The organism is Thermostichus sp. MS-CIW-41, from assembly GCF_054058915.1.
On the sequence record NZ_JBSSBO010000033.1, the window covers coordinates 17,067 to 32,725 of the forward strand.

Here is a 15,659-nt window from a genome sequence, read left to right on the forward strand (position 1 = left end):
CTCCCCCTAGCCCGGTTGGAGTTGTCGATGGGCAGGGTTGGCCATCCTGCTGCCCCAATAGACGCCGCCCTATAATGGGTCTGGCTTGTTGTTGCTTTGCAACACGGACGTGACAGGGTTTTTGACGTGACCTACGGTCGCAGACCATTGGCCCGCCGGGCGAGAAAGCCGGGGTTGGAGCGTGTCTCCAATTCCCCTTTTTCCGGATCGGGGTTTGACGAGCACGCCGACTATGCCCCACCCACCCGCCCCTCCCGGATCGCCCAGGTTGCCGGTGTGGTGGGCAATCTGTTGCTGGGATCCCTGCTCTTGGGATCCACGGCGACGGCTGCCGGATTGGTGGGGCTGGCCATTAGCTTCCGCAACTTGCCGGACGTGCATCAATTGCGGGATTACGTGCCCATTGCCACCACCCACATTGTCGATATTCGGGGCGAGCCCATTGCCAGCCTACACGGGGAGGCCAACCGGGAAGTGATCTCCCTTGAACAGGTCTCGCCGGAGATGAAAAAGGCCTTGCTGGCCATTGAAGACAGCCACTTTTACACCCATCCAGGCATTAATCCGGTCAGCTTGGGCCGGGCGATCCTAGGCAGTGTGGAGGGGGGTATAGGCTCGGCGGGGGGGGGATCCACCCTGACAATGCAGTTGGTCAAGAACCTGTTTTTGAGGCCGGAGCGTACCCTCAGCCGTAAAGTCGCCGAGATCGTGTTGGCGGTGCGCCTAGAACAGGTCTTCAGCAAAGACGAGATCCTGGAGATGTACCTCAACCAGGTGTACTGGGGGCACAATCTCTACGGCATCCAGGCGGCGGCCCGCAGCTACTTCAACAAGGATGCGTCTGAACTGAACTTGGCTGAAGCGGCGATGTTGGCTGGGATCCTGCCGGCCCCGGAAACCCTCAGCCCCTTTCGCAACCTGGAGGGAGCCAAACGGCGGCAACACCTGGTGCTGGATCGTCTGGTGGAGCTGAAGTGGATTACCCCCGAGGAAGTCCAGGCGGCGCGGGAGCAAAAGCTGACCTTAGGCCGCATTACCTCCTTTCAAAGTAACGCCCCAGCAGTTACCGACGCCATTGAGGCGGAGCTGCGGCGCCGCTATGGGGAACAAGCTCTAATGCAAGGAGGTCTGCGGGTTCAGTCCACCATCGATCTGCGTCTGCAGCGCCTTGCCCAGCGCATTGTCAACGAAGATGGCCCCCGCATTGGGGCAGCTCGTCGTGCCGATCAAATAGCTTTGGCGGCAGTGGATCCCCGTACCGGCTATGTGAAAGCCATTGTGGGCGGGATCAACGCTCAGCGGGGCCAATTTAACCGCGCCACCCAGGCGTTTCGCCAAACGGGATCCACCTTTAAGCCCTATGTGTACTACGCGGCTCTGGCCAGCGGGCGCTATTCACCCGGCAGCATCTTGGAAGATACCCCCGTCACCTATCCCGGCTCGCCGCCCTACAGCCCGAAAAACTACGACAACACCTTCTATGGCTCCCTCACCTTTGCTCGGGCTTTGGAGCTCTCCCGCAACGTGCCCACGGTCAAGTTGGCCGATGATGTTGGGATCCGCAACGTCATCGCAGCGGCTCAGGCCACGGGTATTACTGCCGAGATGTTCCCCAACTTGGCTACAGCTCTGGGCTCGGCCAGCGTCAGCCCCCTGGAGATGGCGGCCAGCTATGCGGTCTTTGCCAATGGCGGATATCGGGTGGAGCCGACCCTCTTGGCCCAGGTGGTGGATCGCAACGGCCAAATCCTCTTCGAGGCCAGGCCTCAGCCGCAGCGGGTTTTGGATCCCTGGGCGGTGGCTACGCTCAACCAAATCCTCAAAGGGGTAGTGACCCAAGGCACCGGGACGGCGGCTCGTTTGGATGACGGGCGACCCGTGGCCGGTAAAACCGGCACCACCTCCGATTTCCGCGACGCTTGGTTCATCGGCTACGTGCCCCAACTGTCTACCGCCATTTGGATCGGCAACGACAACAACTCCCCCATGCTGCCCGGCACCACCGGCGGGGCCTTTGTTGCCCCCACCTGGAAGCGCTTTATGACTGAGGCTCTGCAAGGGATCCCACCCCAGGACTTTCCCAGCCCGCATCAGTTCCGTCGTCCCTAGGGGGGATCCATGACCTACAGCGAAGAGCGGCTGGCGCGTATCGAGCGCACGGTGGAGGCCAATGCCCAGGCCATCGCCCAACTGGCCCGACAAAACCAAGAGCTGATGCAAACCATTGCCGGCACCGAGGAGCGCATTGCCAGAGCCGAGGAACGCATTGCCAGAGCCGAGGAACGCATTGCCAAAGCCGAGGAGCGCATTGCTGGCGCCGAAGAACGTCTGGAGGCCGAGGTCAAACGCTGGGACGAGCGGTTTTTCCAGCTCAGCCGCGATACCCTCAACTTCACCCGCAATGTGGTTACCATTGCCGCCATCACGGCGGTTTTGATCCCCCTGCTCAGGGATGTCGCTCCCCTGCTGATTGAGCTGCTGCGGGAGGGATCCCGTTAGCGCTTTCCAGCCGGGACGATCTCGCTTTTCCGACCGCTGGCCAACAAGTGGTTATCGGCCATTGGGCTGAGACAGCCGCGATTCCACCTCTCTGGGGTCGAGCAGGGTTCCAACCGGAATCGAGGTGTCCAAGGGATCCCAGCGCGTACTGATTCTGAGTTACACTAAGACTGCAAAGAAAGGTAACGCCTTTTTCTGGTTCTCCTGACCCTTCACCGCGTTCTTTCTTGCATTCCTTGCACAAGACACAGAGGACAGACGATTATGGCTTTTGAACTCCCGGCTCTGCCCTATCCTGCCGACGCGCTGAAGCCCTACATGTCGGCAGAAACGTTTTCCTTCCACCACGGCAAGCACCACGCGGCCTACGTAGCCAACCTGAACAAGCTCATCGAGGGCACCGATCTGGCCAACAAGTCTCTGGAGGAGATCATCAAAGCCACCTTTGGGGATCCCAGCAAAGCGGGTATCTTCAACAATGCTGCCCAAGTTTGGAATCACACCTTTTTCTGGGAATCCATGAAGCCAGGCGGGGGAGGTGCGCCTACCGGGCCTATTGCCGACAAGATCAACGCCGACTTTGGCGGCTATGACAAGTTTGCAGAAGCCTTCAAGACGGCAGCCGCCACCCAATTTGGCAGCGGTTGGGCCTGGCTGGTGCTGGACAACGGCACCCTGAAGGTCACCAAAACCCCCAATGCCGAAAACCCCCTGGTTTACGGCCAAACGCCCCTGCTCACTTTGGATGTGTGGGAGCACGCCTACTACCTGGATTACCAAAACCGGCGGCCTGACTTCATCAGCGCCTACCTGGAGCACCTGGTGAACTGGGATGCCGCCAATGCCCGGCTGGCTGCCGCCTGACTCTACCTGTTCTGGGATCCCTTGACGGGGGATCCCATCGAAGACTAGCCCTATGTCTCTGTTTGCGAAGGGATCCTTGGGGATCCCTTTTTTGCCTCTAGTCTCTTCCCAGGCGTTCCCGCTCCTCGCGCAACCGCTCCAGAAAGCCGGGGGTAGGGGGTTGGGTTGGGGGTGCTGCAGGGGGAGCAGGAGTTGGAGCAACCCGGTTCATCTGGGGGAACAAAGGTTGATTGATGGGCGGCGGGGGGAGAGGCTTGGCCGGGACAGGGGCTGGAGAAGGTGGAGCAGGGGGAGGGGGTGTGGGCACTGCAACCGGTCGGGGTGGAGGCACAGCAGGGGCTGGAGGAGGAGGTGACACCTGCTGAGTTGGAGCAGGGGGCTGAGGGGTAGAGGACACTGCCTCTGGAGTTGCCGCTGGCCTGGGTGTGGGCTCGCTTGCAGACTCACCCATTCCCGGATCAGGGGCAGGATCATCCTCAAACACCAGTTCACCCTCCGGATCCCGTAGCAGCCAGTCCAGCAGGGGTTCAGGAGTGGCTGAGGGATCCCGCTCAGGGTGCTCTGCACCGCCGACTGGAAGGGGGCGTTCGGGGGCAGCAGGCGGTCTTTCGCTGCCTGGGCCCGGATCCAACAGCAGACGCAGGCCCCAGAAGGTGCTCCCCGCAATGACCACAAAAAGGGCTATCCCAGCCCAGAGGGGAAACGGCTTGGCCTCGGGCTCTGCCTGGGTACTGAGCAGGTGTGTGCCCGACTGCCCTGCATCCACCGCCGCCAGGGTACGCTCGGAGAAGATGGGTGCGGCTGGGGGGGACGCGAGGGAAGAGCTGGCAGCGCTCTGGGAGCGCAGGGATCCCTCCAATTGGGCGCTGAGAACCTTCATATCTTGGGGCCGCCGGTCGGGATCTTTGGCCAGACAGGAGAGCACCACCTGTTCCAGCTCCAGCGGAATCTCATAGGGCAAATTTGCGCGATTGAAGGGTTGGGGCTGCTGGTAATTGTGGGCCTCGTACCAGCCGGGGAAAGAATCGCTCTTCGGCTGGAGGGGGTGTTGCCCGGTCAACATGCGGTAGAGCACCACGCCAAACGAGTAGATATCCGAGCGGGCATCCAGGGCTTCCCCGCGCACCTGTTCGGGAGAGGCGTAGCGCACCGTACCCAAAAAGCCGGTGGTCTGGGTGCCGAGGGCAAGGGAAACGTCGCTGAGGAGCTTGGCAATGCCGAAATCCAAGATTTTGACGGTTTCCCCCAACGTTTCATCTTTTAGGACGAAGAGGTTGCTGGGTTTGATGTCGCGATGGATCACCCCCTTGATGAGATGGCCATCCTGCTCAGTCTCCAGGTTGTGGGCGTAATAGAGACCGGCGCATACTTGGCGGGCCATCCTCACCACCTGTTGAGGCGGCAGCACCGGCTGCTTGAGCATCAGCTCCCCCAAACTGCGCCCCGTTAGGTATTCCATCACCAGGTAAGGTTGGTCGTTCTCTAGGCCATAGTCCAATACCTTGACAATGGCAGGGTGCTCCCCCAACAACGTGCTGATGCGAATTTCCTGCTGAAAACGTTTGTGCAACTGGCGTCGGGTGTTGTCATCGCCTGCTAAGTTTTGGTGCAACAGCTTGACCGCCACCGGACGGTTGAACAGGCGCGTATCGACAGCCTTGAACACCTGCCCCATGCCGCCCGCTGCAATGCTGTGAACCAGTTGATAGCGCTGGCCGATCACTTTTCCAGGAGCAAGCTGGTTCATGGGCAGCCCAAGAGCATGTACCCTCTGATTTTAATGCGTGTTTCTCGGGGGTTTCTCCCGCCTTTCTCCGGCCATCCCTGCCCAGCAGTCTTCATTCCCAATGTATTTGATGTGCTTTTAAGTACTTGTTAAACGCCCTGCCAGCGATTGAAGGCCGGACAAAGTCTGTGGGGCATCGAGAGCTACTTGGATCTGGAGGGATCTGATAGACTCATGCGGATGCTTTGCCGGGTCTGTTCATTAGCTGTCTGTCGGGTGATTTATGCTGGCTAACTGGCTGCAAATTTCGGGGATCCCTCTAGCCCTGATCGGCCCTGTTGAGAATCCGGTGCTGGTGTTTTTGATCATCCTGACCATCATGCTGGTGGCTCCCTTGCTATTTGAGCGGCTGCGCCTGCCGGGGATCATCGGGTTAATCTTGGCTGGGCTGGTGGTGGGGCCCTACGGCTTGGGCATCTTGCGGCGGGACGAGACCATCATCCTGCTGGGCACGGTGGGGCTGTTGTTTCTCATGTTCATGGCGGGGCTGGAGACCAGTCTGGAAGATTTGAAGCTCAATGCCGGGAAGGCCACCCTCTTCGGGGCGCTCACCTTTCTGTTGCCCATGCTCATCGGCACAGCAGCCATGTTGGCCATTGGGTATGGCTTTCTGGCGGCGGTGCTGGTGGCCTCTTGTTTTGCCTCCCATACCCTGATCGGTCTGCCCATCATCTCGAAGCTGGGGTTGATGCGCCTGCAGACGGTGACGGCAACTTTGGGGGCCACCCTTATCACGAATGTCCTGGCTTTGTTGGTGCTGGCGGTGGTGGTGCGCGCCCACCAAGGGGAGCTGTCGCTGCGCTTTTGGCTGACGTTGATCCCTTCCATTGCCCTCTACACGTTTGCCACCCTGTGGGGGGTGCCTAAGCTGGGCAGTTGGTTCTTTCAACGCTTTGGTCACGACGAGGGAGCAGAGTTTACTTTCGTGATCGCCACTTTGTTTGTGGTGGCCTACGGAGCGGGGTTGATCGGCATTGAGCCGGTGGTGGGAGCCTTTCTGGCCGGGACGGCCATTACCCCCATCATCCCCCAGCTCAGCCCCCTGATGAACCGGATTCAGTTTATCGGCAACACCCTGTTTGTGCCTTTTTTCTTGATCTCGGTGGGGATGCTGATCAATCCCGGCATTCTCTTGGGAGAGCCGCGCTCGCTGCTGGTGGGAGGGGTGATGATCGCAGCGGAGGTGGTGAGCAAGTTTCTGGCCGCTTGGATCCCGGCCCAACTGTTTGGCTGGCGCTTTGCCAGCACGATGATCATGTTCGGTTTGTCGATGGCTCAGGCGGCGGCTACCCTGGCGGCGATCACGGTGGCTTTTCAGGTGGAGTTGGTGGATGAGCTGACGGTGAACGGCACCATTGCCATGATCCTGGTGACCTGTGTTGCCTCGCCTTGGATTGTGGCCCGCTGGGGAGAGCAAATGCAGCCAGCCGAAGTGGCGGCAGAGTCCACCGAATTGCCCAAGCCAGATTGGGGAGCTCGCGTCTTGGTGCCGGTGGCCAACCCGGATACCGAAAGCAACCTGCTGCAGTTGGCGTTGATTTTGGCCAAAAAAGATGGGGGAACGCTGCTGCCGCTGCATGTTTTGTCTGACCGTGCTGGGATCTCGCCGGCAGCCCTGGCTCGGCAAGAGCAGTTGTTGACCTTTGCAGAAGCTCTGGCCCACAGCGCCGTGACCCGAGTGGAGCCGATTCGGCGGGTGGATGACTCGGTGGAAAAAGGGATCATTCGCTCGGCGGCGGAACGGCGGGCGACCTTGGTGATCCTGGGCTGGAAGGGCTACTCCACCTATACAGAGAACTTTTTCGGCAGCATCATCGGCGCGGTGGTGCGGCAGGTGGGGATCCCAGTGTTGATCACGCGGTTTCCGGTACCCATCGAGACGGCGCGCCGCATCCTCTTGGTTGCACCGGAGCTGGAGGTCTCTCCCGGATCCCTGCAGCAGACCATTGGGCTGGCACAAACGCTGGCCGGCGAATTGAAAGCAGGTTTGCAGATCCTGCTGGTGCAAACCCGACCTGGGCGGAAAAGCTCCCCAGCCTTGCCGGCAGAAAGCTATGCCCACTTGCCGGTTCAGCGGGTGCAGGGGGGGGTGGTGGCGGAAGCCTTCAAAGCGCTGCAGCCAGGAGATGTGTTGGTATTGGTTCCCAGCGAAACCGGCAACCGGTCGCGTCTGGGCCGAGAGCCAGAGACCATCGCCCGCAACCGACCCAGCCTTCCCATCATCGTGGTGCATTTGCCACGGGATTCAGCTCATCCCTTGCGCCAAGGAGATGGGGTTCTGGCGGCCGCAGAGCCCACTTGACAGGGATGGCATTGGGGTGTTGTCTGGCGGACTGGAGCTCTTGTCTCAACGACGCCCCGGCTCCCCTGGTAAACTGGGATACCCCAGGTTCGGAGCAGTCGTGAGCCAGAAGGGAGGCCCAGAGCCATAGACTATGTTGATTGAGGAAGTGGGGATGGTACCCTACGGAGCACAGGAGCATGACTCTAGTCAATAATAAGCTCAACTATACTGAAAATGATGTATAATATGTTCAGTACGGATTACTACCAGTTGATCTTTCTGTTTACTTTCGAGTCTGCCAACATGGTAGCCAAAGCAAAGCAGAAAATTGGTAGTAAGACGACACGGAAACTGCGCTTTGGGTATTCTACTCAAAGCTTTGCGGGATACCGCCATTCTGTTTGGACTCCGTCCCGCTAACGCGAATGGAAACAAACAGAATGCTATCGCTGCATAGTTGAACAGTGATGTTCAGCAGTGTTCAGCGTAAATGTATCAGTATGGTTGCCTATTTGCTGGAAGTCGGCTGTGAAGAGCTCCCAGCCAGTTTTGTGGATTCGGCTCTGGAGCAGTGGCGAACCGGGATCCCGGCCTCTTTGGCGGAGGCTCATCTGCAAGCGGAGCAGATGCAGCTTTTCGGTACGCCGCGCCGCCTGGCGGTTTTGTTGCAGGGGTTGCCCACCCAGCAGCCGGATCGCACCCTAGAGGTGAAGGGGCCGCCGGCTCAGGTCGCCTACCAAGATGGCCAGCTCACTCCTGCCGGGGAAAAATTTGCCCAAAAACAAGGGGTGGATCCCGGCAGCCTGGAAATCCGGCAAGTGGGCAAGGGATCCTTTGTGTTTGCGGTGCAGCGGGTGCGAGGCCGGCCAACAGCAGCTGTGCTCCAAGAATTGGCACCCGCCTGGATTACCAACTTGAGTGGGGAACGGCTGATGCGCTGGGCCTGCGGGGATCTGAAGTTTCCGCGCCCCATCCGCTGGCTGGTCTCCCTTTGGGATGATCAGGTGCTGCCTTTGCTGCTGCCGACCCACGAGGACAATTCCATGCCGGGCTTGGTGGCGGGGCGGGTGAGCCGGGGGCACCGCGTTTTGGGATCCCAGCAGGTTGTCCTGGAGCGGGCCGAGAGCTACGTTCAGCAAATGCAAGAGGCGGGGGTCAGCCCCGATCCAACAGCGCGAGAGGCATACATTCAGGCTGAGGTGACCAAGCTGGCCAGGCAAGTGAATGGGGAAGCCCAGATCCCTGCTCCTTTGCTGCGGGAGGTGGTGCACTTGGTGGAGTGGCCGACGGCGGTTTTGGGGCGCTTTGAGCCAGAGTTTTTGCGCTTGCCCCCTGCGGTGATCGAGACGGTGATGATCACTCACCAGCGCTACTTCCCAGTACGGGATGGCCGGGATCCCCAGAAATTGCTGCCCTATTTCATCACCATCTCCAACGGCGACCCCCGGCAATCGGAGCGGATCGGGGCAGGCAACAGCCGTGTGGTGCGGGCGCGCCTGGCGGATGCCCGCTTTTTCTACGAGGAGGATCGGCGGATCCCCTTGGCGCAGCGGGTGGAACGCCTGCAGGCGGTTACTTTTGCCGAAGGGCTGGGCTCCATGCGGGACAAGGTGGAGCGCATCCGCCACATCAGCCGCCTCATTGCCGCTGCCTTGAACTTGGATGCCCAGGAACAAGCGCTGGTGGAGCGCACCGCCCAACTGTGCAAAGCGGATCTAGTTACCCAAATGGTGTACGAATTCCCGGAGCTGCAGGGGATCATGGGGGCCGACTACGCTCGGCAGGATGGGGAACCGGAGGCGGTAGCCGAGGGGATTGAGCAACACTACTGGCCTTTGGGAGCGGGGGACGCTTTGCCCACAGCACTGACGGGGCGGGTGGTGGGCTGGGCAGATCGCCTGGATACCTTGGTGGGCATGTTTCGCTTGGGGCGGATCCCCACCGGCTCCTCGGATCGCTTTGCCCTGCGGCGGGCCGCCAACAGCCTGGTGCTGGTTGCCTGGGATGCCGGCTGGACTTTTGACTTCAACTTGCTGTTGCAGAGCGTGGTGCAGGACTATGCCTTTGGCGATGTCCACACCTTGCGAGCCTTGCAGGAGTTTTTGGCCCAACGGATACAGACCCTTTTGCAGGAGGAAAAACGGATTGATTACGACTTGGTCAGGGCTGTGGTGGGGGATCCCGAGTTGGTCAAAACCGAGGATCCCCAGAAGGCCGAGCTCACCTTGCGGGCCCTGGGCAACCTGCCCTTGACTTTGCTGCGGGCGGAGTACCTGCAACACCTGCGGGCCACCGGGGAATTGGCGGATCTCTATCCCACCCTCAATCGCTGTGCCCGCCTGGCAGCCCAAGGGGATTTGGACTACGCCGTGGTGGATCCGGCAGCCGCCGTGGATCCCGGTCAGTTGCAGGAGGCGGCAGAAAGGGAGTTGTACGAGGCTTGCCAGAAAATCTATCGTCTGGGGGTGGAGCCGGCCTTACGGGGAGATTTTGTTCCCTTGGTGGAAGCTCTGCAAGCGGCAGCCCCTCAGGTAGCCCAGTTTTTTGAAGCCGTTCTGGTGATGGATCCGGATCCTGTGCGACGGGCCAGCCGGCTCAATTTGCTGGGAGTATTGCGCAACCAGTCCCGCCTGTTGGGGGACATGGGGGCTGTGGTCATGGCAGGGGAATCCTCGCCGGAGAAGACCCCCTAGCCGTTTCAGATCAGTTTACTTCGAGACAGATCCCCCTCACCCCCAGCTTCTCTCCCAGAGGGAGCTACCCCCCAAGGACTCTGTCCCACTGGCGCGAACGGCTTGGGAATGGACATATCGTCATTTCCACTCAAACTCAGAACACTGTGCCCACACCTAAACCGTTGGTCGCGTCTTCGCGTCAGCGTTGCGGAGCAATAATGCAGGGGGTTAGAAGGTTTTTCAAGGACTCCGTCCCGCTGGCGCGATCAGTAGCCCAGGCGTCTCATCTTAACCTGAACAACCATACGATTTATCCAAGAAATTGCAAACACTGCTGCAAAGCCCGCTGCACCGAGCCTAGGTAGCCCTCTCCAAACAGGTTGAGATGGTTGAGCCAGTGGTAGAGCTGGTAGAGGGGCTTGCGGTGAGGATATCCCTTATCCAAAGGATAGGTCTGCTGATAAGCCCGATAGAACTCGGCTGGAAAGCCGCCAAACAGTTCTGTCATCGCCAGATCCGTCTCTCGATCCCCGTAGTAGGTGGCCGGATCGAAAATCACCGGGGATCCATCGGCCAAGGCCCCGTAGTTGCCGCCCCACAGATCTCCATGCAACAGAGCGGGTTCTGGCCTGTAGTCCTGAAAAAAGGCTTCCAGCTCCGCCATTACCCGTTCGGCTTGGGCCACCCACGTGCCGCGATACCCCTGTTGGCAAGCCAATTTCACCTGGTAGAGCAGCCGCTGTTCCCGATAAAAATCCGGCCAATTCTGCCGCCAACTGTTGATCTGAGGCGTAGAGCCGATGGTGTTGTCGCGCTCCCAACCGTAGCTGCCGTTGGGGGATAGGGTGCGGTGCAACTGGGCCAACTGGGATCCCAACAAACCCGCAGTGTGCGGACGGGGCGAGGTTAGCTCCAGGTATTCCAGCACCAAGTAGGCCTGCTCTCCTACGGATCCCCAGACAATGGGCTGAGGTACGCGAATGGCCTGGGCAGCCGCTAGGGTTTGCAAGCCCGCAGCTTCCGCTGCAAACATCTCCAGCGCCCTTTCTCCCCCACGGGCCAATTTGACGAAGTAGTCTCTTGCCCCTTCTGCAAGAGGGCTTTGGGAAGCGCAGGAAAACCGATAGGTGGCGTTGATGCTGCCTCCGCCCACAGAACGATACTGCAGGGGCCGTAAGGGATCCCCTGTTGCTTCTGAAAGGTGCTGGGCGATGGTCTGCCAAAGAGTTTGCATCAGCAGCAAAAGTCAATTGTCGGAGAAAAACAGGTACTTATGGTCATTTCGGGTAGTCATTTCAGGTTAGGGTGAGACGCCTGAGCCATTGCCTGGGCCATTGAGAAAAGCCCTATGGCCCCGTGCATTCAAAGTTTTAGGTGTGGGCGCAGTCTCCTGGTTTAATTGAAATGACCATAACTCTTTTTTTGTGCTACTTTCACCTTCTCATTCTCAAGAGCACAGTCAATAGCGCGAGGACTCCGTCCCGCTGGCAGGACGGGTTGGACGCCAGACCGGGCTCTATCCTTCAGTCGAGCTTCTGGGTACTGGTCTCCGTCTTGCTGCAGGGCAGCCGAGTCTATCTTGCGCTTGCGGGTCTTGACTTTTGTCGGCCTCAGGTCTTCTCGGTTCAGCCAGCGATAAACTGTTGCACGACTAACCTTGTTCATCCGTGCAACTGCTCCCTTCCTGGACATACCCTATGACTCTCTCTCAGGTCTAAGCTTCCTCCTGAGGTCTACCTCCATGCCTTCTTAGCTGCAGGGCCGTCTCATTCTTAAATGAATTGACCCTGTTCCTAACCTGTGGGGCTCTGGGGTCTTGAGCTTCCGCCTCCTATGGGGAAAGTGGGGGGAGAGCTGTATCTCAAATTAAGTTCGAATTGAGGTCAGCATTAGCGGCGGAGAGGCTCAGAAATGGCCACCACATCCTGCAGAAACTGATCCTGTTGCTGGCGCAAAATGCCCAGGTCAGGACCTTGGTTGAGCAGGACAAAGTGGATGCCATTCGGCAGCTGCCCCATCGTCATCAGCCGATTCGCAGCGGATCCCACCTGAGCAGCCGTGCCTGGGGGCAAGGTGCGCGCCCGCAGGGTGCTGTGGCCAGTGCCCGCTCTGGGCAAGATCCGAGTCGGATCCCCATCTGTGAAATCTACCAGGTGTTCCCAGAGATGAGCTAGGGCGCGGGGGGAAAGGTACAGCGCTCGCCCTCTTTGCCCCAGGCGAATGTCTTGCTCGGCGGGGGCCATTTGGGAATCCAGGCGGGAAATGGGCTGAGCCACCAACCGCTGCCGCAGGTACTCCAGCAGGGCTGTTTCGCCCCCCAGTTCCGCCAACAGGGCTTCTGCCATGGCTCGGTCGTTGCTGCCATTGAGGATCTGCAACAGGGATCCCAGGCGTAGCGAGGTATAACGAGCCAAGCAGTGGGCGTCCGCGGGCAGGGCTGTCAGGGTTGACACCGAGCCGCGAATGGCAACCGGGTGGGGCTGTTGCGTATCGCTGAGGAGCTCTGCCAAACGCCGAGCACCGGCCAAAGGATCGGGTTGGCCCAGCAGGTGGAAGGGGGACAACACCTTCACATCCCCGTCGATCTGGCGAATGTTGAGGCTATGCAAATGGTGGGCCAGCTCTGCCACATTCGCTTCCGTGAAGTAGGGATCCCCGCCACCCACCAGGATCAAATCTCCCGTCAAGCGATGGCCCAACCGATGGCCTGTGGTGTAGAAGCGGGTCTCAAAGCGATGCTCGTAACCCCAAGTCTCCAGGGCCATCAAGCTGATGGCCAACTGATCCAAGGCTCCCACCGGCAAAGGCCGATCCGATAAATGCTCCGCTAACAGATCCCCTTCCGGTGTCCAGAGCAGGATCCCCTGTTGAGAGAGCGCTCCCCCTTGGGCCGCCAATCCTTGCAAAAAGCCGGACAAGACCGAAGCGTAAGGAGAATCTTCCCACTGCGGCGATTGGGCGCGGGGCCACCAAGGGGGAAGGCCCGGAGTCCCACTTGGGGAAGGCAGCGGCGGCGGTGGAGTGGGGATGGGGGGGAAGGGATTCTGAGTCAATGTGGGAGACTCGACTTCAGCACCTGTGGGGTTGCTCCAGCAGGCCCCCAAGGCCAAAGCACCAGCTAACGGGATCCCTGCCCAGAGGAGACGACGATGGGGGCGCAACCCCTGTGGGATAAGCGGCATGATGACCTCACAAAGACACTTGCAAAGGACAACGGGCTGGCAAAAGACTTGACGCTACTCTAGTGCCATCCGAACTGCCTTGGCAAATCTCTGTGCCAGCCTTTTCCAGCGTTATCGACTCCGGCCAAGGCAAGCCCATCTTTTGCTTGTCAGGGATCCCAGTCGGCTGTGACGTAAACTACCCGACACCAACCGCTAGGCGGTACGGAGCGGGCTTTTAGTAGCCCTGCAGTTAGCAAGCCAACCACGAGCCTCTGGGGTGGTTTACAGCACCCCCAATCGACCGTTACCAGTGCCTTAAACAACCGTTTCTGGTGTCCGCAGTATTATTGTAGCATTCCTCCCGACACCGACCCTACGGGTACAGTGCGGGGCTCCTGCAATTTCTAGCTGATGGGTAGCCAAAAAATGTTGTATGGCCTGATGGATATCTTTATGGATATCTTTTGCAACTGTAATGGCCGCAGATCGTCTGTTGGCTGTGCAAGGGCTAGGCCGTACTGCAGATCACACAACCTTCTCGGCAAACCGTAAGCTCCTTCTCTCCTTCTCCTCAGTAAAAGATAAAATAGGGCGATTTAGATTCCGAGCATTCCAGGCCGCCGATGGGAAACAGTCAAACCGGGGAGATGGTTCAATCGGAAAAGCAGGCTTTCCTGGAACGGTGGCATGACATTCTCGCCCCCAACTCCCTGGGCTACCGCATTCGGCTGTTGTCTCAATTGGTGCGGCGGAAGTTGCAGTCTCATTTGGAGCCTTTTGGCCTGACCATCTCCCATTGGGTGGTGCTCTGCTGCCTTTGGGAAGAAGACGGGATCCCGACTTCCACTATTTGTGAGCGCTTGCAGCAGTTGGGGGGCACCATGACCGGGGTGTTGGATGGCATGGAAAAACGGGAGCTGATCCGGCGGCAGCGAGATCCTGAGGATCGGCGGATTTGGCGGGTCTACCTCACACCTGCAGGGGAGGAGCTGAAAGACGTTTTACCCCCTCTGATTTGGCAGTTGCGGGAGCAAACCTACGGCTGTCTCAGCCCAGAAGAACAGGCAACCCTCTCGCGGTTGGTGGATCGGCTGATCGCCCATCTGTTAGTGGATCCAGATGCGGCTGTGCTGGCGGAGCCAAGTCAATAGTCTTTATCTTGAGAGCGCCTTTGGGGGAGGGCGGAGCTTTGTCTGGAGATTTGCTGATCCGAAATGCTGAGCTGCTGGTGCCGGAAGGGGATCCCTGGCGGGGGGATGTGCTGGTGCGGGAGGGGCGCATTGCCCAAATCGGCCAAAACCTCTCGCCAGAAGGGGTGGCCAAGGTCATCGACGCCGAGGGCCATACCTTGATGCCGGGGGTGATCGATCCGCAAGTTCACTTCCGCGAGCCGGGCCGAGAGCACAAAGAAGACCTGCAGACGGGATCCTGGGCCTGTGCCCGGGGCGGGGTGACCAGCTTTTTGGAGATGCCCAACACCGACCCGCTGACGATTGACCAAGCGACGCTGGATGACAAGTTGGCCCGTGCAGGCAGCAAGTGTGTGGTCAATTACGGCTTTTTCATCGGGGCCACTGCCGATAACTTAGAAGAGTTGCAAACGGTGCAGGGAGCCTGTGGCATCAAAATCTTCATGGGATCCATGCATGGGCCCCTGTTGGTGGATGATCAGGCGGCGCTGGAGCGGATTTTCGGGGAAACGGATCCCAACTTTTTAATTGCCGTCCATGCCGAAGATCTGTCTCGCATCAAAGCCCGTAAGGCCCTGTTTGCCGGACGCACAGATGTAGCCGTTCACTCGCAAATTCAGGACGAGGAATCGGCCCTGATCGCCTCACGGCGGGCTTTGGACTTGGCCACCCGCTACCGCCATCGGCTGCACATTTTGCACCTCTCCACCGGCCTAGAGGTGGAACTGCTGCGCCAGCACAAGCCGGCCTGGGTGACGGCAGAAGTGACCCCTCAGCACCTGCTGCTCAGCACCGCCGATTACGCCCGGCTGGGATCCCTGGCCCAGATGAACCCCCCCCTGCGGGATCCCGCTAACCTGGCCCAACTGTGGCAGGGGCTGCAGGACGGGATCCTGGATTGCATTGCCACCGACCATGCCCCTCATACTTTGGAAGAAAAGGCTCAGCCCTATCCCCACTCCCCCTCGGGTATGCCGGGAGTAGAGACGGCCTTGCCCCTGATGTTGACGGCAGCCCAGCAGGGGCGTTGTACGCTGGCGCAGGTGGTGCGGTGGATGTGTGAGGCGCCAGCCCGCCTCTACGGGATCCCCAACAAAGGGCGGCTGCAGGTGGGCTACGACGCCGACCTGGTGCTGGTGGATCGCCACACACCCAAACCGGTGCGGCGGGAAGAGCTGCTGACCAAATGCGGCTGGA

General features: G+C 59.6%; 11 protein-coding genes. 7 read left to right on the top strand and 4 right to left on the bottom strand.

Translation table 11 applies throughout. The annotated features are described in order from the left end of the window. The first annotated feature begins 126 nt into the window (after positions 1-126). The 3 genes from ACVWXE_RS10185 (at position 127) to ACVWXE_RS10195 (ending at position 3,363) form a co-directional block, all read left to right on the top strand. Positions 127-2,109 carry a transglycosylase domain-containing protein gene (locus tag ACVWXE_RS10185; protein ID WP_457490243.1) on the top strand — a complete coding sequence of 661 codons (1,983 nt, stop codon included), beginning with the start codon at positions 127-129 and terminating at the stop codon, positions 2,107-2,109. 9 nt (positions 2,110-2,118) lie between these two features. Beyond that, positions 2,119-2,499, top strand: a complete 381-nt coding sequence (locus tag ACVWXE_RS10190; RefSeq protein ID WP_414389340.1) for a hypothetical protein — start codon at positions 2,119-2,121, stop codon at positions 2,497-2,499. Between the two features lie 264 nt (positions 2,500-2,763). Continuing rightward, on the top strand, positions 2,764-3,363 hold the full coding sequence (locus ACVWXE_RS10195; protein WP_457490244.1) for a superoxide dismutase: 600 nt from the start codon (positions 2,764-2,766) through the stop codon (positions 3,361-3,363). A gap of 97 nt (positions 3,364-3,460) precedes the next feature. On the opposite strand, the gene ACVWXE_RS10200 is transcribed toward ACVWXE_RS10195, so the two are convergent. After that, the gene (locus ACVWXE_RS10200) at positions 3,461-5,110 is read right to left on the bottom strand and encodes a serine/threonine protein kinase (RefSeq protein ID WP_457490245.1); all 1,650 of its coding nucleotides are present in this window, start codon (positions 5,108-5,110) and stop codon (positions 3,461-3,463) included. A gap of 262 nt (positions 5,111-5,372) precedes the next feature. On the opposite strand from ACVWXE_RS10200, the gene ACVWXE_RS10205 reads away from it, so the two are divergent. Together ACVWXE_RS10205 and glyS are read left to right on the top strand one after the other, a co-directional pair. Further along, positions 5,373-7,451: a cation:proton antiporter domain-containing protein gene (locus ACVWXE_RS10205; RefSeq protein ID WP_457490246.1), complete on the top strand. Its 2,079-nt coding sequence runs from the start codon at positions 5,373-5,375 to the stop codon at positions 7,449-7,451. 482 nt (positions 7,452-7,933) lie between these two features. Continuing rightward, positions 7,934-10,126, top strand: coding sequence for a glycine--tRNA ligase subunit beta (gene glyS, locus ACVWXE_RS10210; RefSeq protein ID WP_457490251.1), 2,193 nt, complete (start codon positions 7,934-7,936; stop codon positions 10,124-10,126). A gap of 292 nt (positions 10,127-10,418) precedes the next feature. Here glyS and ACVWXE_RS10215 read toward each other — a convergent pair whose 3' ends face one another. The 3 genes from ACVWXE_RS10215 to ACVWXE_RS10225 all read right to left on the bottom strand — a co-directional run bounded on the left by ACVWXE_RS10215 (position 10,419) and on the right by ACVWXE_RS10225 (position 13,290). Beyond that, positions 10,419-11,342, bottom strand: a complete 924-nt coding sequence (locus ACVWXE_RS10215; RefSeq protein ID WP_457490247.1) for a fructosamine kinase family protein — start codon at positions 11,340-11,342, stop codon at positions 10,419-10,421. A 161-nt stretch (positions 11,343-11,503) separates the two neighbouring features. Beyond that, positions 11,504-11,800 (bottom strand): IS630 transposase-related protein, encoded by a 297-nt coding sequence (locus ACVWXE_RS10220; RefSeq protein WP_414342861.1) that lies wholly within the window; start codon positions 11,798-11,800, stop codon positions 11,504-11,506. A 197-nt stretch (positions 11,801-11,997) separates the two neighbouring features. Then, positions 11,998-13,290: a D-alanyl-D-alanine carboxypeptidase gene (locus ACVWXE_RS10225; RefSeq protein WP_457490248.1), complete on the bottom strand. Its 1,293-nt coding sequence runs from the start codon at positions 13,288-13,290 to the stop codon at positions 11,998-12,000. A gap of 629 nt (positions 13,291-13,919) precedes the next feature. On the opposite strand from ACVWXE_RS10225, the gene ACVWXE_RS10230 reads away from it, so the two are divergent. Beyond that, positions 13,920-14,423, top strand: a complete 504-nt coding sequence (locus tag ACVWXE_RS10230; protein WP_457443390.1) for a MarR family winged helix-turn-helix transcriptional regulator — start codon at positions 13,920-13,922, stop codon at positions 14,421-14,423. A 50-nt stretch (positions 14,424-14,473) separates the two neighbouring features. Next, positions 14,474-15,659, top strand: a 1,186-nt coding sequence (locus tag ACVWXE_RS10235; RefSeq protein ID WP_457490249.1) for a dihydroorotase, incomplete at its 3' end; no start/stop codon positions are given.

Coding starts and splice junctions, on each gene's coding strand:
- ACVWXE_RS10195 (WP_457490244.1), top strand. CDS start 2,764: ATGGCTTTTGAACTCCCGGCTCTGCCCTATCCTGCCGACGCGCTGAAG.
- ACVWXE_RS10200 (WP_457490245.1), bottom strand. CDS start 5,110: ATGAACCAGCTTGCTCCTGGAAAAGTGATCGGCCAGCGCTATCAACTG.
- glyS (WP_457490251.1), top strand. CDS start 7,934: ATGGTTGCCTATTTGCTGGAAGTCGGCTGTGAAGAGCTCCCAGCCAGT.
- ACVWXE_RS10225 (WP_457490248.1), bottom strand. CDS start 13,290: ATGCCGCTTATCCCACAGGGGTTGCGCCCCCATCGTCGTCTCCTCTGG.
- ACVWXE_RS10190 (WP_414389340.1), top strand. CDS start 2,119: ATGACCTACAGCGAAGAGCGGCTGGCGCGTATCGAGCGCACGGTGGAG.
- ACVWXE_RS10230 (WP_457443390.1), top strand. CDS start 13,920: ATGGTTCAATCGGAAAAGCAGGCTTTCCTGGAACGGTGGCATGACATT.
- ACVWXE_RS10220 (WP_414342861.1), bottom strand. CDS start 11,800: ATGTCCAGGAAGGGAGCAGTTGCACGGATGAACAAGGTTAGTCGTGCA.
- ACVWXE_RS10215 (WP_457490247.1), bottom strand. CDS start 11,342: ATGCAAACTCTTTGGCAGACCATCGCCCAGCACCTTTCAGAAGCAACA.
- ACVWXE_RS10205 (WP_457490246.1), top strand. CDS start 5,373: ATGCTGGCTAACTGGCTGCAAATTTCGGGGATCCCTCTAGCCCTGATC.